The sequence below is a fragment of the Shinella sp. M27 genome (assembly GCF_049199905.1).
Lineage (GTDB): Bacteria > Pseudomonadota > Alphaproteobacteria > Rhizobiales > Rhizobiaceae > Shinella.
On sequence record NZ_JBLZPK010000065.1, the window covers coordinates 63,525 to 82,247 of the forward strand.

General features: G+C 63.3%; 18 protein-coding genes, 1 tRNA gene and 1 pseudogene. 12 read left to right on the plus strand and 8 right to left on the minus strand.

Going from position 1 to position 18,723, the window contains the following annotated elements; genetic code table 11:
- Nucleotides 1–74 precede the first annotated feature (74 nt).
- The 9 genes from infB (at nt 75) to ACOZK4_RS24130 (ending at nt 10,742) form a co-directional block, all read left to right on the plus strand.
- Complete coding sequence (gene infB, locus ACOZK4_RS24090; RefSeq protein WP_421594236.1) at nt 75–2,765, plus strand: translation initiation factor IF-2; 2,691 nt, start codon at nt 75–77, stop codon at nt 2,763–2,765.
- 72 nt (nt 2,766–2,837) lie between these two features.
- Nucleotides 2,838–3,248, plus strand: coding sequence for a 30S ribosome-binding factor RbfA (rbfA, locus tag ACOZK4_RS24095; RefSeq protein ID WP_421594237.1), 411 nt, complete (start codon nt 2,838–2,840; stop codon nt 3,246–3,248).
- Nucleotides 3,249–3,260: 12 nt separating this feature from the next.
- Complete coding sequence (gene truB / locus ACOZK4_RS24100; protein ID WP_421594239.1) at nt 3,261–4,193, plus strand: tRNA pseudouridine(55) synthase TruB; 933 nt, start codon at nt 3,261–3,263, stop codon at nt 4,191–4,193.
- Nucleotides 4,194–4,380: 187 nt separating this feature from the next.
- Nucleotides 4,381–6,063: a sensor histidine kinase gene (locus ACOZK4_RS24105; protein WP_421594241.1), complete on the plus strand. Its 1,683-nt coding sequence runs from the start codon at nt 4,381–4,383 to the stop codon at nt 6,061–6,063.
- Between the two features lie 34 nt (nt 6,064–6,097).
- Nucleotides 6,098–6,418, plus strand: a complete 321-nt coding sequence (locus ACOZK4_RS24110) for an SH3 domain-containing protein (protein ID WP_313528915.1) — start codon at nt 6,098–6,100, stop codon at nt 6,416–6,418.
- Nucleotides 6,419–6,560: 142 nt separating this feature from the next.
- The gene (rpsO, locus tag ACOZK4_RS24115; RefSeq protein ID WP_230807809.1) at nt 6,561–6,830 is read left to right on the plus strand and encodes a 30S ribosomal protein S15; all 270 of its coding nucleotides are present in this window, start codon (nt 6,561–6,563) and stop codon (nt 6,828–6,830) included.
- Between the two features lie 316 nt (nt 6,831–7,146).
- Nucleotides 7,147–9,288 (plus strand): polyribonucleotide nucleotidyltransferase, encoded by a 2,142-nt coding sequence (gene pnp, locus ACOZK4_RS24120; protein ID WP_421594242.1) that lies wholly within the window; start codon nt 7,147–7,149, stop codon nt 9,286–9,288.
- Between the two features lie 93 nt (nt 9,289–9,381).
- Nucleotides 9,382–10,398: a class I SAM-dependent methyltransferase gene (locus ACOZK4_RS24125; RefSeq protein WP_421594243.1), complete on the plus strand. Its 1,017-nt coding sequence runs from the start codon at nt 9,382–9,384 to the stop codon at nt 10,396–10,398.
- Between the two features lie 113 nt (nt 10,399–10,511).
- Entirely contained in the window at nt 10,512–10,742 is a 231-nt protein-coding gene (locus ACOZK4_RS24130) for a hypothetical protein (RefSeq protein ID WP_117368086.1), read from the plus strand.
- Between the two features lie 41 nt (nt 10,743–10,783).
- Here ACOZK4_RS24130 and fabI read toward each other — a convergent pair whose 3' ends face one another.
- The 3 genes from fabI to fabA all read right to left on the minus strand — a co-directional run bounded on the left by fabI (nt 10,784) and on the right by fabA (nt 13,415).
- On the minus strand, nt 10,784–11,590 hold the full coding sequence (fabI, locus tag ACOZK4_RS24135; RefSeq protein ID WP_421594244.1) for an enoyl-ACP reductase FabI: 807 nt from the start codon (nt 11,588–11,590) through the stop codon (nt 10,784–10,786).
- A 5-nt stretch (nt 11,591–11,595) separates the two neighbouring features.
- Nucleotides 11,596–12,819 (minus strand): beta-ketoacyl-ACP synthase I, encoded by a 1,224-nt coding sequence (gene fabB / locus ACOZK4_RS24140; RefSeq protein WP_421594246.1) that lies wholly within the window; start codon nt 12,817–12,819, stop codon nt 11,596–11,598.
- An 80-nt stretch (nt 12,820–12,899) separates the two neighbouring features.
- Nucleotides 12,900–13,415, minus strand: a complete 516-nt coding sequence (gene fabA, locus ACOZK4_RS24145; RefSeq protein WP_298103844.1) for a 3-hydroxyacyl-[acyl-carrier-protein] dehydratase FabA — start codon at nt 13,413–13,415, stop codon at nt 12,900–12,902.
- A gap of 318 nt (nt 13,416–13,733) precedes the next feature.
- On the opposite strand from fabA, the gene irrA reads away from it, so the two are divergent.
- Nucleotides 13,734–14,156 carry an iron response transcriptional regulator IrrA gene (irrA, locus tag ACOZK4_RS24150; protein ID WP_421594247.1) on the plus strand — a complete coding sequence of 141 codons (423 nt, stop codon included), beginning with the start codon at nt 13,734–13,736 and terminating at the stop codon, nt 14,154–14,156.
- Nucleotides 14,157–14,162: 6 nt separating this feature from the next.
- On the opposite strand, the gene ACOZK4_RS24155 is transcribed toward irrA, so the two are convergent.
- Nucleotides 14,163–14,798, minus strand: coding sequence for a trimeric intracellular cation channel family protein (locus tag ACOZK4_RS24155; RefSeq protein WP_421594248.1), 636 nt, complete (start codon nt 14,796–14,798; stop codon nt 14,163–14,165).
- A gap of 137 nt (nt 14,799–14,935) precedes the next feature.
- Between ACOZK4_RS24155 and ACOZK4_RS24160 the strand changes: the two genes are divergently transcribed.
- On the plus strand, nt 14,936–15,397 hold the full coding sequence (locus ACOZK4_RS24160; protein ID WP_421594249.1) for a hypothetical protein: 462 nt from the start codon (nt 14,936–14,938) through the stop codon (nt 15,395–15,397).
- Nucleotides 15,398–15,402: 5 nt separating this feature from the next.
- Here the strand turns inward: ACOZK4_RS24160 and ACOZK4_RS24165 are convergent, their stop codons facing one another.
- Nucleotides 15,403–16,194, minus strand: a complete 792-nt coding sequence (locus ACOZK4_RS24165) for a YdcF family protein (RefSeq protein ID WP_421594251.1) — start codon at nt 16,192–16,194, stop codon at nt 15,403–15,405.
- Between the two features lie 16 nt (nt 16,195–16,210).
- Nucleotides 16,211–17,398, minus strand: coding sequence for a TMEM43 family protein (locus ACOZK4_RS24170; RefSeq protein ID WP_421594252.1), 1,188 nt, complete (start codon nt 17,396–17,398; stop codon nt 16,211–16,213).
- Between the two features lie 173 nt (nt 17,399–17,571).
- Between ACOZK4_RS24170 and ACOZK4_RS24175 the strand changes: the two are divergent.
- A pseudogene (locus ACOZK4_RS24175) lies at nt 17,572–17,832 on the plus strand (DUF2934 domain-containing protein); the annotation flags it as partial.
- A gap of 52 nt (nt 17,833–17,884) precedes the next feature.
- On the opposite strand, the gene ACOZK4_RS24180 reads toward ACOZK4_RS24175, so the two are convergent.
- Nucleotides 17,885–17,960, minus strand: a tRNA-Ala gene (locus tag ACOZK4_RS24180).
- A 147-nt stretch (nt 17,961–18,107) separates the two neighbouring features.
- Entirely contained in the window at nt 18,108–18,494 is a 387-nt protein-coding gene (locus ACOZK4_RS24185) for a TIGR02300 family protein (RefSeq protein ID WP_313528887.1), read from the minus strand.
- Between the last annotated feature and the right edge of the window lie 229 nt (nt 18,495–18,723).

Genomic DNA, 18,723 nt, shown 5'->3' on the forward strand with positions numbered 1-18,723 from the left:
CGCATTGGATGAACACATTTGAACGACAGAGTCTGGTGATACGCATCCGGCTCTGATCTTAGGAACGGAACGGAATGACCGACAACGAAGACGACAAGACGATCAATGTGGCTGGCAAGAAGACCCTTAGCCTGAAGCCCTCGGGGGTTCAGCAGGGAACCGTGCGCCAGGACATGGGTCGTGGCCGCACCAAGGCCGTTGTGGTCGAGACCCGCACGAAGCGCCACTTCAGCCGTCCGGGCGAAGAACGCCAGGCATCGGCGCCCGCAGCACCCGTGCAGCAGCGCCAGCCGGAGCCGCAGCAGACGCGCCCCGCGCCGCAGCCTTCGCGCCCCGTACAGCAGCAGCCGTCGCGCCCGATGCACCAGCAGCCCTCCCGCCCGGGCGAGCAGAACCGCCCGCGTGGCGTGGTGCTGAACCAGCTTTCGCCTGACGAAGTCGAGGCCCGTCGCCGCGCGCTTGCAGAAGCGCAGATCCGCGATGCCGCCGAAGCCCGCCAGCGCGCCGAGGACGAAGCCCGCCGCAAGGTCGAGGACGAGGCCCGCCGCGTTGCCGAGGAAGAAGCCCGCATCGTCCGCGAGAAGGAAGAGGCGGAACGCCGTGCCGCAGAGGCCGCCGCTCCCGCGCCCGTCGTGGAAGAGGTTGTTGCGCAGCCGGTCGCAAGACCTGCGCCTGCCGCTGCCGAAACCCGCCCGCAGCCCGGCCGCACGCCGGCTCCTGGCCCGGTTGCCACGCCGGTCGCCGGCCGCCGTCGCGAAAACGAAGAGGACGACGACAAGCGTCCGCGCGGTGGCGCGCCTGCAAACCGCGGCGCCGTCAAGCGTCCGGAACCGGCAAAGGTTCCGGCCCGCCCGAAGGCCGATGACGGCCGTCGCCAGGGCAAGCTGACGCTGACCACGGCCTCGACCGATGAGGACGCGACACAGCGCGGCCGCTCGCTCTCGGCCATGCGCCGCCGCCAGGAGAAATTCCGGCGCAGCCAGATGCAGGAGACGCGCGAAAAGGTCATGCGCGAAGTCATCCTGCCGGAAACCATCACCATTCAGGAACTGTCGCAGCGTATGTCCGAACGCGCCGTCGACGTCATCAAGTACCTGATGAAGGAAGGGCAGATGATGAAGCCCGGCGATCTGATCGACGCCGACCTGGCTGAAATCATTGCCGGCGAATTCGGCCACACCGTCAAGCGCGTTTCGGAATCCGACGTCGAAGAGGGCATCTTCAACGTCACCGACGATGCCGGCGATCTGGAATCGCGTCCGCCGATCGTGACCATCATGGGCCACGTCGACCACGGCAAGACCTCGCTGCTCGACGCCATCCGCAAGGCCAACGTTGTTGCCGGCGAAGCCGGTGGCATCACGCAGCATATCGGTGCCTACCAGGTCGAGCACAACGGTCACAAGATCACCTTCATCGACACCCCCGGCCACGCGGCGTTCACCGCCATGCGTGCCCGCGGTGCGCAGGCGACTGACATCGCGATCCTCGTGGTCGCGGCCGACGACAGCGTGATGCCGCAGACGATCGAGTCCATCAATCACGCCAAGGCGGCGGGTGTTCCGATCATCGTGGCGATCAACAAGATCGACAAGCACGAAGCCGACCCGCAGAAGGTGCGCAACCAGCTCCTCCAGCACGAGGTCTTCGTCGAAACCATGGGCGGTGAAACGCTCGACGTGGAAGTGTCGGCCAAGAACCGCCTCAACCTCGATAAGCTGCTCGAAGCCGTTCTGCTGCAGGCCGAAATCCTCGACCTCAAGGCGAACCCGGACCGCACGGCAGAGGGCGTCGTCGTCGAAGCCCAGCTCGACCGTGGCCGTGGTGCCGTCGCCACCGTTCTCGTGCAGACGGGTACCCTGAAGCCCGGCCAGATCATCGTGGCCGGCGATCAGTGGGGCCGTGTGCGCGCGCTCGTCAACGACAAGGGCGAACACGTCAAGGAAGCCAGCCCCTCCATGCCGGTCGAGATCCTTGGCTTGTCGGGCACGCCGGCCGCCGGCGACAAGTTCGCCGTCGTCGAGAACGAAAGCCGCGCCCGCGAAATCTCGGAATACCGCCAGCGTCTCGCCCGCGAAAAGCAGGTGGCACGCCAGGCCGGTTCGCGCGGTTCGCTCGAGCAGATGATGAGCCAGCTGCAGAACACCGGTCTCAAGGAGTTCCCGCTGCTCATCAAGGGCGACGTGCAGGGCTCGATCGAAGCCATTGCCGGTGCCCTTGAAAAGCTCGGCACGGACGAAGTCCGCGCCCGCATCGTTCACTCCGGTGCCGGTGGTATCACGGAGTCCGATATCTCGCTGGCCGAAGCCTCGAACGCCGCCATCATCGGCTTCAACGTTCGTGCCAACGCCCAGGCCCGCACGGCTGCCGAGCGCGCCGGTCTCGAAATCCGCTACTACAACATCATCTACGATCTGGTGGATGACGTGAAGGCGGCGATGTCGGGCCTGCTCTCGCCGGAACGCCGCGAAACCTTCCTCGGCAATGCCGAAATCCTCGAGGTGTTCAACATCACGAAGGTCGGCAAGGTCGCGGGTTGCCGTGTCATCGAAGGCAAGGTCGAGCGTGGTGCGGGCGTTCGCCTCGTGCGCGACAACGTCGTCATCCACGAAGGCAAGCTCAAGACGCTCAAGCGCTTCAAGGACGAAGTGTCCGAAGTGCCGATGGGCCAGGAATGCGGCATGGCTTTCGAGAATTACGAAGACATCCGCGCCGGCGACACGATCGAGTGCTTCCGCGTGGAGCACATCACCCGCACGCTGTAAGCGTCCGGCGATCCAAACATCGTGCGAGCGCCGGACCGTTTCGGCGCTCGTATTTTTTTGAAGGTGACGACCATGGTAAGAGCAACAACCTCAGCACCGTCGCAACGCATGCTGCGCGTGGGCGAGCAGGTACGCGCGGCGATCACCCAGGTTCTCCAGCGCGGCGAAGTGCGCGATCCGCTGATCGAAACGACGGTGATTTCCATCTCGGAAGTCCGCATGTCGCCGGACCTCAAGCATGCGACGGCCTATGTGACGCCGCTCGGCGTGAAGGATCACGACGCCGTCATCGAGGCGCTGAACCGCAATGCGAAATACATCCGCGGCCGCATGGGCTCGCAGCTGCGGCAGATGAAATATATGCCGGATGTCCGCTTCCGCGACGACACCAGCTTCGACAATTACAAGAAGATCGACGAACTCCTGCGCTCGCCGGAAGTGTCGCGCGATCTCTCCGCCGATGACGGCGAAGACGACAAATAATCCAGGATACAGATGTCCAGACCTCGCAAACCCAAGGGCCGGCCGGTTTCCGGCTGGCTGATCCTCGACAAGCCCTTCGATTTCGGCTCGACCGAGGCCGTCTCCAAGATCAAGTGGCTGTTCAAGGCGCAGAAGGCCGGCCATGCCGGCACGCTCGATCCGCTCGCCTCCGGCATGTTGCCGATCGCGCTTGGCGATGCGACCAAGACCGTCCCCTATGTGATGGACGGCCGCAAGATCTATGAATTCACCGTGACCTGGGGCGAGGAGCGCACGACCGACGACCTCGAAGGCGAGGTGACCGAGAGCGCCGACAAGCGTCCGACCGCCGACGAGATTCAGGCGATCCTCGGTGAATATACCGGTGTCATTCAGCAGATCCCGCCGCAGTTCTCGGCCATCAAGATTGCCGGCGAGCGGGCCTATGACCTGGCCCGCGAAGGCGAAGTTGTCGAGATCCCGTCGCGCGAAGTGGAAATCCACCGGCTGACGCTTGTCGCTTCGGACGAGAACACCGCCCAGTTCGAGGTCGAATGCGGCAAAGGCACCTATGTGCGTGCGCTCGCCCGCGATTTCGGCCGCCAGCTCGGCTGCTACGGCCATATCTCCGCGCTGCGCCGCACCTTCGTCGCACCTTTCGGCGAGGACGACATGGTGCCGCTCGCCGACCTCGTCGCACTCGAGAAGATCGAGGACGAAGCCGAACGGCTGGCAGCCCTCGATGCGTTCCTGATCGATACCGGCGAAGCGCTGTCCAGCCTGCCGCAGATCGTCATCAACGACGATCAGGCGCACCGCCTGCGCATGGGCAACCCCATCATCGTGCGCGGCCGCGATGCGCCGGTTTCGGCTGACGAAGCCTATGCTTCTGCGCGTGGCAAGTTGGTGGCGATCGGCGAGATTGCCGGCGGCGAATTCCGTCCGAAGCGGGTCTTCCAGGGCTAATAATCGGGGGGCGGAACCAACGGCCCCCGACTTGATTTCACCACAAGCTACAGGCTTTATGAGCCGGCGAGGTTCGCTTCAGGGCGGGCCGGGCGGCGCTTTGCCGTTTCGGTCGTCTGGGGGGAAGGGTGGAAAGGGCTGGCCGTTGACGATGTCGCCGACTGACAGATCGGTATCTGCTGGGGATGTGGACGCAAAGCCCGCCGAGGCCCGCCGGCGTATGCATTACCCGGTTGCCTTCTACCTCGTCTGCCTCATCCTCGTCATCGTCATCCCTGCCTTTCTCTTTTCCATCGTCGTGCTGAAGCGCACGAACGAAGCACAGGAGCGTATTTTCGAATCGCTGCTGCGCACCTCGACGACCGCCGTGAACCGCGCCGTCGAGCGCGAGATCTCCGGCATGTTTTCGACGCTGAATTTCCTCTCGACCTCGGAAAACCTGCAAAACGGCGACTATGCGGATCTGCATGCGCAGGCTGTGAAGACGCTTGAGGGCACGGACATCAATTTCCTGATCATCGATCAGACGATGCGCCAGCTCCTCAACACGCGCGTTCCCTATGGCACGGCGCTCAGCGCCGCTTCCGACCCGGTGTCTGCCGGCATGGCGCTGGCGCGTGGCGAGCGCATGGTGTCCGATCTGTTCTTCGGCAAGACGGCGCAGCAATGGGTGTTCAACGTCTACCAGCCGATGCGGCTTCCAAACGGCGAACATGTTCTGCTGACGCTGACAAAAAACGCCGACGCGCTGCGGCGCGCGGTCAATCCGGACGTCCTTTCCCCCGGCTGGAATGCCGCCGTGCTCGATAGCCGCGGCACGATCATCGCCTCGACGGACGAGAAGCAGGAGACCGGCAAGCCGTTCTTTCTGCGCGTGGTGCCGGCGCTCCGGCTCGGCGTCAGCACGATGGGACAGGACGGCGTCAATTATCAGGTCGTGACGGAGTTTTCCTCGCTCGCCGGCTGGCGCATGATCGCCTGGGCGAAATCCGCCGATGTGCAGGCGCCCGCCGTGTCGTCGTTCCTTTGGCTGGCCGTCGGCGGCCTGGTCTTTGCGCTTCTTGCCGCCGTCAGCGCGATCGGCATTGCGCGTCTCCTGTCGCGCGATGTGCGCCTGCTCGCTGCCGATGCCCGTCGGCTCGGACATGGCGAGCGGATTGCGGCGCGCCCCTACGCCATTTCCGAACTGGAGACCGTCTCGCGCGCCCTGTCTGAAGCGGCAGATGCCCGCGTCAAATCGGAAAACGAGGTGCGCTTCCTCATGCGTGAGGTGGCGCATCGCTCGAAGAACCAGCTCACCGTCATCCAGGCCATGCTGAACCAGTCGGCGACCGGCGCGGAAAATGCCGCGGATTTCGCCGAAACCTTCCGCAGGCGCGTGTCCGGCCTCGCTCGCTCCACGGACCTGATGATCGCCAACGCGACCGACGGCATCAACTTGGTGGAGCTTGCAAAAAACCAGCTGAAACCCTTCACGCCCGCCGATGCATCGCGCGTGCGCATTGCCGGCCCCGCCGTGCTGCTTGATCCGCAGGCATCCCAGACGCTCGGCATGGCGCTGCACGAGCTTTCGACCAACGCCACGAAATATGGCGCACTCGCCAACGACAAGGGCATCGTCTCGTTGAGCTGGGTGACATCAGGCGAAAACCTTGCCCTCATCTGGCGCGAAAGCAAGGCGTCGATCGACCGGGAGGCCGTCACCACCCGCCGCAAGGGGTTCGGCAGCGTGGTGCTGGAGCGCATGCTCGGCATGGCCCTTGATGCCAAGCTGGAATTCCTCGTGCATGACGACGGCATCGAGTGGCGGGTGACGATCCCGCTCGCCCGTCTGCGCGACGAGGATGCGCAGCAGGGGGCCGTATATTGACGAAGCCCGCATTTTCCCTTCGCAGGATGATTTCATGACGGTTCTTTTGCGTGCTGCTTTTCTTGCCGGCCTTTTCGCCGCAACGCCTGCCTTCGCCGCCGACGAATGCCTGGTCGACGACCCCACGGGAACGCCGCTCAATGTGCGCGCCGAGCCGAACGGCGCGATCCTGACGACATTGCAGAACGGCATGAGCGTCACCGTGATCGAGGAACGGAAGCTCGGCACGAAACGCTGGCTTCTCGTTTCGCTGGAGGGCCGGCAGCTCGGCTGGATCTTCGGCGCCTATGTCGTCTGCCCCAAGGCCGGCGGCGCGGTGGAGGCGGCCCCCCGCCAGCCGGCGGAGCAGCGTTAGAACACCCTTCCCTTTCATGAGGGAATGGTTTATAGGCACCGCCAGCAATGCGGGGCTTTGGCCTCCTTGCCTTCACGGCCATCGCTGGACGACATCCCGGCTTTTGGCGACCCTTAGTTCTCCATTCATGAAAGGACATACGATGTCGATCACTGCTGAGCGCAAGGCTGCGCTGATCAAGGAATACGCAACCGTCGAAGGCGACACCGGTTCTCCGGAAGTCCAGGTTGCGATCCTGACCGAGCGGATCAACAACCTCACCGGTCACTTCAAGGACCACAAGAAGGACAACCACTCGCGTCGTGGCCTTCTGACGATGGTTTCCAGCCGCCGCTCGCTTCTTGACTACCTCAAGAAGAAGGACGAAGCCCGTTACAGCAAGCTGATTGCTGCTCTCGGTATTCGCCGCTAAGCACTTTCGGCGGGCGTTCTTACGAGCGCCCGCCGCTTTCATTTCCGGGGCGAAAGCCTCGACGTACCGTTTCGCCTGTGCCGGTCGAGGCCGCCTCGTGAAACGGATCCTCCAGCAGGCCGGATGCGCCGGCCCTGCGGAACCAACCGATGACCTGTCATGGGGCAGGATTGCAGGACGCTTCGGGCACGCGCCTTTGAGATTGCGTGCCACTCTCCGGAAGCCTCCCGCTGTCTTGCCCATGACGCGTCATAAATCGGATAGACCACCTGCGCCTTCAGGCGGCGGTGCGCGTATCCGTCAAGAAGGACAAGACATGTTCGATACCCATACGGTTGAAATCGAATGGGCGGGCCGTCCGCTCAAGCTGGAAACCGGCAAGATCGCCCGTCAGGCTGACGGCGCGGTTCTCGCGACCTACGGCGAAACCGTCGTTCTCGCCACCGTGGTTTCCGCCAAGGCGCCGAAGCCGGGCCAGGATTTCTTCCCGCTGACCGTCAACTACCAGGAAAAGACCTACGCCGCCGGCAAGATCCCGGGTGGCTACTTCAAGCGCGAAGGCCGCCCGTCGGAAAAGGAAACGCTGGTTTCCCGCCTGATCGACCGCCCGATCCGCCCGCTCTTCCCGGAAGGCTACAAGAACGACACGCAGGTCGTCGTCACCGTCGTCCAGCATGACCTCGAAAACGATCCCGACGTCCTGTCGATGGTTGCCGCTTCCGCAGCGCTCACGATCTCCGGCGTTCCCTTCATGGGCCCGGTCGGTGCAGCGCGCGTCGGCTACATCAACGGCGAATACGTTCTCAACCCGCATCTCGACGAGATGGATGAATCGGTTCTCGACCTCGTCGTCGCCGGCACGCAGGACGCCGTCCTGATGGTCGAATCCGAAGCCAAGGAACTGAACGAAGACGTCATGCTCGGCGCCGTCATGTTCGGCCACAAGGGCTTCCAGCCGGTCATCGACGCGATCATCAAGCTCGCCGAAGTGGCTGCCAAGGAACCGCGCGACTTCCAGCCGGAAGACCATTCCGCTCTCGAAGCCGAAATGCTCGGCATCGCGGAAACCGAACTGCGCGCCGCCTACAAGATCACCCAGAAGGCTGACCGCTACGCCGCCGTCGACGCCGTCAAGGCCAAGGTCAAGGCCCACTTCTTCCCGGAAGGCGTTGAGCCGAAGTACACGGCCGAAGTCATCGGCGCCGTCTTCAAGCATCTCCAGGCCAAGATCGTTCGCTGGAACATCTTGGACACCAAGAGCCGCATCGACGGCCGCGATCTGGAAACCGTTCGCGCCATCGTTTCGGAAGTCGGTATCCTGCCGCGCACGCACGGCTCGGCTCTCTTCACCCGCGGTGAAACCCAGGCCGTGGTCGTTGCCACGCTCGGCACCGGCGAAGACGAGCAGTATGTCGACAGCCTGACGGGCATGTACAAGGAACGCTTCCTGCTGCATTACAACTTCCCGCCCTACTCGGTCGGTGAAACGGGCCGCATGGGCTCCCCGGGCCGCCGCGAAATCGGCCACGGCAAGCTTGCCTGGCGCGCCATCCGCCCGATGCTGCCGACGGCGGAGCAGTTCCCCTACACGCTGCGCGTCGTTTCCGAGATCACCGAGTCGAACGGCTCGTCCTCGATGGCAACGGTCTGCGGCACCTCGCTCGCTCTGATGGACGCCGGCGTTCCCCTGGCAAAGCCGGTTGCCGGTATCGCCATGGGCCTGATTCTGGAAGGCGATCGCTTCGCAGTCCTCTCCGACATCCTCGGTGACGAAGACCACCTCGGCGACATGGATTTCAAGGTCGCCGGCACCGCCGACGGCATCACCTCGCTGCAGATGGACATCAAGATCGCCGGTATCACCGAAGAGATCATGAAGGTCGCGCTCAGCCAGGCGCAGGGCGGCCGCAAGCACATCCTCGGCGAGATGGCCAATGCCATCACCGAAGGCCGCTCGCAGCTCGGCGAATTCGCACCCCGCATCGAAGTCATGAACATCCCGGTCGACAAGATCCGTGAAGTCATCGGCACGGGCGGCAAGGTCATCCGCGAAATCGTCGAAAAGACCGGCGCCAAGATCAACATCGAAGACGACGGCACGATCAAGATCGCATCGTCCTCCGGCAAGGAAATCGAAGCGGCCCGCAAGTGGATCCACTCGATCGTCGCGGAACCGGAAGTCGGCATGATCTACGAAGGCACGGTCGTCAAGACCGCCGACTTCGGCGCCTTCGTCAACTTCTTCGGCCCGCGTGACGGCCTCGTGCACATCTCGCAGCTCGCTCAGGAGCGTGTTGCCAAGACCTCCGACGTCGTCAAGGAAGGCGACAAGGTCTGGGTCAAGCTGATGGGCTTCGACGAGCGCGGCAAGGTTCGCCTCTCCATGAAGGTTGTCGACCAGGCAACCGGCAAGGAAGTCGCCGCCGAGAAGAAGGGCGACGGCGAAGCCGCCGAGTAATCGTCCCGTATCGTATCAAGGGGGCGCGGAGCGGCACGTTCCGCGCCCCTTTTCCTTTGACCAACCCGTTGTCCCGTCCGCCGAAAGCCCGCTATGACCCGCGAAGCCCTGAAGACCCTGTTCCATCCCTTTGCCGCCGGCACGCTCGGCATGCCCGGCGAGGGCGAACGTTATCTCTTCCTTGGCGCGGAAGCCGGCCAGCGCCCGCCGGAAGGCTTTGGTGCTTCTCTGGAGGCCGTGCAGCCGCTGCGCCCGCTCTATCGTGGGCTGGAAGCCGTTCGCGCACCGGTGAAGCCGGTGATCGAGGGCGATGACTTCGACGGCGCGCTCATCCTGATGACCAAGCACAAGGGCGAGAACGAGAACCGTATCGCGCAGGCACTGCGTCTCGTGCGCACCGGCGGCCTGATCGTCGTTGCCGGCAGCAAGGAAGACGGCGTGCAGTCCATGCGCAAGCGTCTCGACCAGCTGGGCCTTACCGGCGACTACATGCCGAAATATCACGGCCTCGCCATCTGGTTCGCCCGCCCGGAAGACCCGGCCGATGCGATCGCCAAGCTGGCGGCCAAGCCGGTGCGCATCGTCGGCCGGTTCACGGCAGCCCCGGGCATGTTCTCGCATGACCGCATCGACGAAGGTTCCGAACTACTCGCTACTCGCATCCCGGAGGATTTCCACGGCCACGCCGCCGATTTCGGCGCGGGCTGGGGCTATCTTTCCGTCATGCTCGGCGGCCGCGCGCCGCAGGTGAAGGGCATCGATATCTTCGAGGCGCATTACGAGGCGCTGGAAGCGGCCAAGGAGAACATGGCGGAGAACTGCCCGAACATCCCGGCGCGCTTCTTCTGGTTCGACCTGACGGCGGAAACGCCGCGCGACCACTATGACCTCATCGTCATGAACCCGCCCTTCCACGAGGGCCATGCCGCCGACCATTCGCTGGGTGCGGGCATGATCCGCATGGCGGCGAAGTCGCTCAAATCAGGCGGCCGCCTGCTGATGGTCGCCAACCGCGGCCTGCCCTACGAGCCGGTGCTGAAGGAAGCCTTCAAGGAAAGCGGCGAAGTCTGCCGCAACGCGCGCTTCAAGGTGCTGTGGGGCAAGCGCTGATAGCAGCGCTTTGACAGGCGTCAGCCCGTGCTGACGCCGATTGCCGCAGCCGATTGCCATTTTTCCGAAACGGGTCCACCATCGACGGACCGTACCCGTTCAGGAGATCCGTAATGGCTTTTGGACCTGCCAGGCCGCCGATCACGGAAGATGTGGCGGATGTTATCGCGAAAGATGTGAAGCAAGGGGAGGGGCATACGCCGACCTCCGAGGTGCCGCTCGCCTTCCTGAGGCGCGGCGCTGATGGCAAGCCGCTGGAAATGAACAGCCGCGTGAGGATGGTCTTCCTCGGCATACTTGCGGCGCTGATCCTGCTTATCGTGGTGCTGATGTTGCGCTCGTAAAAGGAAAACGGCGCGAAGTCCGAGAACTCCGCGCCGTTCTGTTACTCACTGTCGGCCTTGGCCAGCCGCTCCAGCGTCGGCATGGAGGTGATGTTGTAACCGGAGTCCACATAGTGGATCTCGCCGGTGACGCCGCTCGACATATCGGAGAGCAGGTAGAGCGCCGAATTGCCGACATCCTCGATGGTGACGGTGCGGCGCAGCGGCGCGTTCTTCTGCTGCCACGAGAGCATGGCACGGGCGTCCGAGATGCCGGCACCCGCCAGCGTGCGGATCGGTCCGGCCGAAATCGCGTTGACGCGGATGCCCTGCGGGCCGTAGTCGCCGGCAAGGTAGCGCACGGAGGCTTCCAGTGCCGCCTTGGCAACGCCCATGACGTTGTAGTTCGGCATGATGCGCGTGGAGCCGCCATAGGTCAGCGTCAGCATCGCGCCGCCGTCCGTCATCAGGTCCGCCGCGCGCTTGGCGATTTCCGTGAAGGAGAAGCACGAGATCACCATGGTGCGCGAAAAGTTGTCGCGCGAGGTGTCGGCGTAGAGGCCCTTCAGCTCGTTCTTGTCGGAAAAGCCGATGGCGTGCACGACGAAATCGAGCTTGCCCCATTTTTCCTTGATCGCCGCGATCGTCGTATCCACCGAGGCGATGTCCTCGACATCGCAGGGAATGACGAAGTCCGAGCCGAGCTCGGCGGCTAGCGGCTTCACGCGCTTGCCGAGCGCTTCGCCCTGATAGGTGAAGGCGAGTTCGGCACCTGCACCGGCGAGCTTCTGCGCGATGCCCCAGGCGATAGAGTGGTTGTTCGCGACCCCCATGATGAGGCCGCGCTTGCCGTTCATGATCCCCGTCATGCCAGTCATCCGTTGTGGCGCTGGAAGACCAGCGTGGCGTTGGTGCCGCCGAAGCCGAAGGAATTCGAGAGAACCGTGTCGATCTTGGCATTGTCGATGCGCTTGCGCACGATCGGCACGCCGTCGAATTCCGGGTCCAGCTCGGTGATATGCGCGCTTTCGCCGATGAAGCCGGCCTGCATCATCAGGAGGCCGTAGATCGACTCCTGCACGCCGGCAGCACCCAGCGAATGGCCGGTCAGCGACTTGGTCGACTGGATGTGCGGGATCTTGTCGCCGAAGACTTCGCGGATCGCGCCGATTTCCTTCGAATCGCCGACCGGCGTCGAGGTGCCGTGCGTGTTGATGTAGTCGACATCGCCCTTCACGGTGGCAAGCGCCTGGCGCATGCAGCGCATGGCGCCTTCACCCGACGGGGCCACCATGTCGTAGCCGTCGGAGGTCGCGCCGTAGCCGACGATTTCCGCATAGATCTTCGCGCCGCGGGCCTTGGCGTGTTCCAGCTCTTCGAGAACCAGAACGCCGGCGCCGCCGGCAATGACGAAGCCGTCGCGGCTCACGTCATAGGCGCGCGAGGCTGTTGCCGGCGTGTCGTTGTACTTGGAGGACATGGCGCCCATGGCGTCGAAAAGGTTCGACATGGTCCAGTCGAGGTCTTCGTGGCCGCCGGCGAACATGATGTCCTGCTTGCCCCACTGGATCATCTCGGCGGCATTGCCGATGCAATGTGCCGACGTCGAGCAGGCCGAGGAGATGGAATAGTTGACACCGTGGATTTTGAACCAGGTCGCGAGCGTTGCCGATGCCGTCGAGGACATCGCCTTCGGCACGGCGAACGGGCCGATGCGCTTGGGCGAATTGTTCTTGAGCGTGATTTCGGCCGCTTCGATCAGGGTGCGGGTGGACGGACCGCCCGAACCCATGATGATGCCGGCACGCGGATTGGCCGCGTAATCGGCTTCTTCCAGGCCGGAATCGGCAATCGCCTGCTTCATGGCGACGTGGTTCCACGAGCCGCCCTGCGAGAGGAAGCGTGCCGCACGGCGGTCGACGAGCTCGGTCGTGTCGATATTGGGCGAACCCCAGACCTGGCACTTGAAGCCGTGGTCGGCGAAATCCTGGCTGAAGCTGATGCCGGAGCGCGCGTCGCGCAGCGACGCCGTCACTTCGTCCGCGTTGTTCCCGATGGAGGATACGATCCCCAGACCCGTGACAACTACCCGTCTCATATTCCTGCCCTTTTCTAGAACGTCTTGTTGTGAAGGCGGCTCAGCGCCGCCCTCAGGCTTTCCGCAGCTTGCGCCGCCTTTTAAGCGTCTTTGTCCTTCGACAGGCCGACGCGCAGGTCGGTCGCCTGATAGATGGTCTCGCCATCGGCCTTCAGCCAGCCGTCCGCCGTGCCGAGCACGAGGCGGCCGCGCATGACGCGCTTGAAGTCGATGCCGTATTCGAGAAGCTTGGTGTCCGGGCGGACCATGCCCTTGAACTTCACTTCGCCGGTGGAAAGCGCCATGCCGCGGCCGGGCTCGCCGAGCCAGCCGAGGAAGAAGCCGGTGAGCTGCCACATGCCGTCGAGGCCGAGGCAGCCCGGCATGATCGGGTTGCCCTGGAAGTGGCAGGGGAAGTACCAGTCATCGGGCTTCACGTCATAAGCCGCGCGGATATAGCCCTTGTCGAAGGCGCCGCCGGTTTCGGAAATGTCGGTGATGCGGTGGACCATCAGCATCGGAGGCAGAGGAAGCTGCGCATTGCCGGGACCGAAAAGCTCGCCGCGGCCGCAGGACAGAATTTCCTCATAGTTGTAGCTGGATTGCCTGGTCGTCATCGTGGTGTTTCATCCCCGGTCGTGTTCACGCTTGTTCAGCGTTAGATTTAGCGGAGGACGGATGCGATTTGAAGCATCTCGGCCGCCTCGTTTTTTCTGCCCCATCCTGCGCGGATGGGACGTTCATTCAGCTGTCCGCATACATGATGCCAGCGGTCACAGCCAGTGCAAAGTGGCGGAGGCCAGGCAAAGGCCCCGGTTTTTCCGCATGTTGCGCGCCTTGCGGATGCCGCATTCCTATTGAATCCCGCTTCCGCTAAAGTTATATCGAAAGTTCAAGATTGTTATTCAAGGCTAAGCCAAGCGGATCCGTCGCCCATGACGCATGCACACGAGATGCCCATCGAAACGCGCCTGCGCCATTCTGGCCTGCGCCCGACGCGCCAGCGCGTGGCACTCGCCGACCTGCTTTTCGCCAAGGGCGACCGTCACCTGACCGTCGAGGAACTGCACGAGGAGGCGGTGACCGCCGGCGTGCCCGTGTCGCTTGCGACCGTCTACAATACGCTGCACCAGTTTACCGAGGCGGGCCTGATCCGCGTTCTCGCGGTGGAAAGCTCGAAGACCTATTTCGACACGAACGTCTCGGATCACCACCATTTCTTCGTCGAGGGTGAAAACCGCGTTCTCGACATTCCCGTCAGCAATATCGCGATCGACAACCTGCCGGAGCCCCCGGAAGGCATGGAAATCGCCAATGTCGACGTGATCATCCGCCTGCGTCCCTGCAGGAAGGACTGAGACCTTTCACATCACATCGTCGGGATGCCGCCCCGGCCGGGGCCGGTAGACCGGGAAACGCCAGCCGAAGCGCAGCGCGCCGCCGCGCACCGCGAAGGCTGCGGCAATGCCGATGGCCGAGGCGAGCCAGAGCGGCGCGCCTGCGACCGTCGCAGCCGTGAAGCCGGCCGCGCCGATCAGCGCTGCCGTCACATAGACCTCCGGCCGCAGCAGGACGGACGGTTCGTTCGCCAGGAGATCGCGGATGATGCCGCCGAAGCTTGCGGTCAACACGCCGGTCGTGATGGCGACCGTCGGCGAGTTCGTCGCGGCATAGCCCTTGGCTGCCCCCATCACGCAATAGGCCGAGACGCCCATGGCATCGAGCCAGAGCAGCAGGCGATAGCGCGACTCGATACGGTGGGCGAGCACGAAGACGAGAAGGGCGACGGCGACGCAGACGATAAGATAGGTCGGGTTGACCACCCAGAAGACCGGTGTCGCGCCGAGGATGACGTCGCGGAACGTGCCGCCGCCGATGCCGGTGGCTGCTGCCAGGAACAGAAAGCCGATGATATCGAGCTGTTTGCGCGAGGCCGAAAGCGCGCCGGTGGCGGCAAAGACCGCGACGCCGGTATAATCGAGCAGTTCCAGGATCGTCACGCGTTTCTCCCCTCCGGCCAAGCCTCGCGACAGCTTGGCAACGGTAAAGTCGCGCGCGACAGAATCACGTCGTGCGCTCCCGAGCGCATAATGACCGAATCGCCTGCCATGGAAAGGTTTGAGAGATGGCCATCCGTATGAGAATCCTGGCAATCGTCTCCGCCGCGCTGCTTTCGACCGGCGCGCCGGCCCGTGCGGCCGAGATCGTGCAGGATCCGCTGGCGACGGTGCAGGCCGAAGTGGCCACGCGCTGCAAGACGGCGATCTATGGCGAGGACTTTGTCGACAACATCGATTTCAACAACGACACGCTGGTCGATGCGATCTTCAATCTGGGCGCGGTCAATTGCGACGGCGTGCCCGGCGGTCTTTGCGGCGATGTCGGCTGCCCGCACCAATTCTATATTCATGTCGCGGAAGGCGGATATTTCCTCGCCGCCAATGCCGATCTCTACGGCTATGAGATGAAGAAGCGTTTTGGAAACATGGTGTTCGAGCTTAAGGCCAATGCCGCAAGCTGCGGGCGCGACGACAGCGAATACTGCACGATGACGGTGCGCGTGCGCGGCGCCGATTTCGAGACGATTTCCAAGAAATAAATCGCTTACTGCGGGAAGAATGCCTGCGTGCGGCCGGCGAGATAGTTGAACAGCAGGCCCGTCCACTCGCGAACCGCCGTCGTCATCAGCTGGCTATTGGCCGAAGGCTGCGTGAAGTCGAGCCCGAGGCTCGCCTTGCCCGTCGTGCGATAATCCGTCGGCCAGGGCAGCACGGTAAGGCCGAGCTCGCGGAACAGGCCCATCGAGCGCGGCATATGGAAGGCTGAGGTCACCAACAGGCAGTTTTCCAGCCCGTTTGACGCCAGTAGGGTTTCCGTATTGGCGGCGTTCTCGAAAGTATCGCGTGATTCTGTCTCGCGGATCAGCCGTTCCTCGGGAATGCCGAAGGCGGCGAAGAAACGCTCGGCGATGACGGCATCCCCCTCATAGGCGCCGCTCAGCGACCCATCGCCGCCGGAAACGAGAATGCGCGCCGTCGGGAAATCCCGCGCAAGCCGAAGCGTTTCCACGAAGCGGTCGCCGGCCTGCGTCATCTCGAAACCGCCGCGCGCGGTCACGATCTCCGATTCGAACCCGCCCCCGAGGGTGATGATGCAGCTCGGCCCGCCCACGGGAAGATCGGCGCGGGCAAACCGGTCCTCCAGCTGTTGCAGCAGCACGGCGCCGGTCGAGGTGAACAGCGTCACGAAAAGGACGAGGGCGGCGGCAAGGCTAGCCCATGTCCGGATGCGGTTCCATTTCAACAGCCCCGCGAAGAGGCCGATGACGAGCAGCAGGAAGGAAAGTGAGAGCGGCTGGGCAACGAGCCAGAAAATCTTCGAGATATAAAAGGTCACCCGTCGCCCGCTCCTGTCACTGTTGCCTGCCAAGCGCCCCTGTCGTAACCGGTGCGGAAGCGGCCTTGCCCTTGCGCAGGTAAAGGATGCCGGCCGCCAGCGCAACGCCGATCACGAGAACCGCGATGGCGACAAACGGGCGGTAGGCGATCCAGGCGATGGCGATCACCGTGGGGCCGATCAGCAGTGTCAGGATCAGCGCGATGATGGACGTGCCGAAATTGACGATGGAACCGATGAACGGCACGACATCGCCGATCACGCCGAGGATCGAGAAGATGAAGGCGAAGCCGATGAAGATGCCGACGAGCCCGCCCACGCGCACCACCCAGGTGATAATCGTGTTCTCGCTCTGCGCGGTCTCGAACATCGCTGCCGCATCGTGGAGACCGGCCTCGCTCAGCAGAAGCTCGCGCCCGTTCGTTGTTTTGTAGGGCGTGATGCCCGTGCCGCGCTGCGCGCCGACGAAGCTCGCCTCGGACAGATCCGACCGCTTGAAGGAAATCCTGATATCGCCGATCTGCGGGTTCTGCGGATCGAACGAGAAGACCGCCTGGCCGCCAAGCGCCGAAACCGGCTTGCCGAGCGTTGCTGCCTCGCCGACGCGGGTCGCGTCGAGCGCGGTCAGCGGAATGGGCCTGTCGTCGCCGAGATTGGCCGCCGTGCGGCCATCGACGCTGAAGGCACCGATATTGACCGAATCGACCGGGAAGCTCGCATCGTCGATCGGCTTTTGCGGGTTGTCATGGCCCGACTGGCGGAAGCTGCCGGAGCTGATTTCGCGGTGGTTCCATTCCTTGCGGTAGGAATAGGTGGTGACGGTTTCCTCGCTGCCGCCGAGCTGCTTGCGCGTCTCTGACTTGGATTCCTCGACCCACTGATACATCTCGACCACGCGGTCGAGGCCGACGGCGCCCTCGGCCGAAATGCCGAGCTGGTTGTCTTCCGGCACGCCGACCGGCTTGACCGGCCCCGATATGTGCACGAGCTTGCCCTCGTTTGCCGGATCGACATTGCCATTGTCGACGGAAACGACAAGGCCGGCGCCCTCGACGAGCGAGCGATAGGTTTTGACCGAGCGGCCCTCGTTCCAGAAGAGAAGCCAGATGCAGGCGATGAGAAGGATGAAGCCGACCACGATCTTGATCAGCGCCCCCTTCAGCCTGGAAAACCAGGAGGTGGTCGTCGTTTCCGTAAAGCTCATGATGTCCCCCGACAAAGCTGGCGTCGGTCCCTAGACGCTCGGCGGATCATGCTTATTCTTGCTCCATGAATGACGCAAGCAAAGTCGTTCCGACAGAGGGGCAGGAAGGGAACATCCTGCCCCGCCTGCCGTTGTCCATCACCATGTGAAGGGAGCTCGTCATGACCGAAGACCGCGAAGAAAAAATCCGCAAGCGCGCGCATGAACTCTGGCTGCTGGAAGGCCAGCCGGAGGGGAAGCCGGATGATCATTGGTTGCAGGCCGAGCACGAGATCGATCACGGCGGCACCGGCGAAATCGAAGGTGACGACGTCCCCAATCTCGCCGCCCTGCGCGAAGCTGCCCGCCAGCACACCGATGCCTATATCGTGAAAACGGATCTCGAAGATGCCGACCAGCGCGAGGCGACGCCGGGCATGCGCGAGCAGCCGTGAAGGCGGAAATATGCCTGAAGCACTACGGAATGTATTTGTCTTAGGAAAGGTTTGGTGGAGCTAAGCGGGATCGAACCGCTGACCTCTTGCATGCCATGCAAGCGCTCTCCCAGCTGAGCTATAGCCCCATAACGGGTCCGGCAGAGCCGGTTTCCGGGAACCGAAGCGGCGCTGCCGTTCGGTGTGGCGGCTTATTACTTCCCGTCTGGAAGGATGGCAAGCCGAAAAATGAAAACCGGCCGATTTTTTTTAAAACCGGCCGGTAAATCAAAATCTTACGCTTCGTCGTCGTCGCCGCCGACGCCGATGATGCCGGTCATGTCGTCATCGTCGTCCTCTTCCTGTTCCAGGAAGGTGTCGTCGTCGTCGCCATCGATCTCGACGTCGTCGTCGCCGAGATCAGGCAGATCGTCGCCGGCCGCTGCATCGTCGTCGGCATCCTCGAGCGAAACGAGCTCGACTTCGGTGTTCTCCGTATCGACTTCGCTGGCGTCCTCGTCTTCTTCCTTCTCAAGGACTGCAACCGCAGCCGTCTCCTCGAAATAGGACAGCGGGTAGGACTTGCCCGTGTAGGGGGAAACGATCGGGTCGCGATTGAGGTCGTAGAACTTCTTGCCCGTTTCCGGGTCGATGCGTTTGGTTCCGAGTTCCGCTTTTGCCACAGTCAAAGCCTTCTGAGTGCCGAATGTTTCCGGCGGGGCCGGTTGTCCGGCGTGTTGAACGGTAAATTGATTAGCCGGTCCCCTTAATCGTCTTGCGCAATCCTGTCAAAGCCTAACTTTGGGGCCAGACTCCGGGTGGAGCGGGCGAGCGCCGCGCGACGATTGTTTTTTGGGAGGAGGATGACGGTTTAAATCGTTTGTGATAGCTAGCCCGCGTTCTCCCCGGCAC

Excerpts from the sequence above, each read along its gene's own strand:
- rpsO (WP_230807809.1), top strand. The coding sequence starts at position 6,561 with ATGTCGATCACTGCTGAGCGCAAGGCTGCGCTGATCAAGGAATACGCA.
- ACOZK4_RS24160 (WP_421594249.1), top strand. The coding sequence starts at position 14,936 with ATGAGAATCCTGGCAATCGTCTCCGCCGCGCTGCTTTCGACCGGCGCG.
- rbfA (WP_421594237.1), top strand. The coding sequence starts at position 2,838 with ATGGTAAGAGCAACAACCTCAGCACCGTCGCAACGCATGCTGCGCGTG.
- fabB (WP_421594246.1), bottom strand. The coding sequence starts at position 12,819 with ATGAGACGGGTAGTTGTCACGGGTCTGGGGATCGTATCCTCCATCGGG.
- truB (WP_421594239.1), top strand. The coding sequence starts at position 3,261 with ATGTCCAGACCTCGCAAACCCAAGGGCCGGCCGGTTTCCGGCTGGCTG.
- pnp (WP_421594242.1), top strand. The coding sequence starts at position 7,147 with ATGTTCGATACCCATACGGTTGAAATCGAATGGGCGGGCCGTCCGCTC.
- infB (WP_421594236.1), top strand. The coding sequence starts at position 75 with ATGACCGACAACGAAGACGACAAGACGATCAATGTGGCTGGCAAGAAG.
- fabI (WP_421594244.1), bottom strand. The coding sequence starts at position 11,590 with ATGACGGGGATCATGAACGGCAAGCGCGGCCTCATCATGGGGGTCGCG.
- fabA (WP_298103844.1), bottom strand. The coding sequence starts at position 13,415 with ATGACGACCAGGCAATCCAGCTACAACTATGAGGAAATTCTGTCCTGC.
- ACOZK4_RS24170 (WP_421594252.1), bottom strand. The coding sequence starts at position 17,398 with ATGAGCTTTACGGAAACGACGACCACCTCCTGGTTTTCCAGGCTGAAG.
- ACOZK4_RS24130 (WP_117368086.1), top strand. The coding sequence starts at position 10,512 with ATGGCTTTTGGACCTGCCAGGCCGCCGATCACGGAAGATGTGGCGGAT.
- ACOZK4_RS24125 (WP_421594243.1), top strand. The coding sequence starts at position 9,382 with ATGACCCGCGAAGCCCTGAAGACCCTGTTCCATCCCTTTGCCGCCGGC.
- irrA (WP_421594247.1), top strand. The coding sequence starts at position 13,734 with ATGACGCATGCACACGAGATGCCCATCGAAACGCGCCTGCGCCATTCT.
- ACOZK4_RS24110 (WP_313528915.1), top strand. The coding sequence starts at position 6,098 with ATGACGGTTCTTTTGCGTGCTGCTTTTCTTGCCGGCCTTTTCGCCGCA.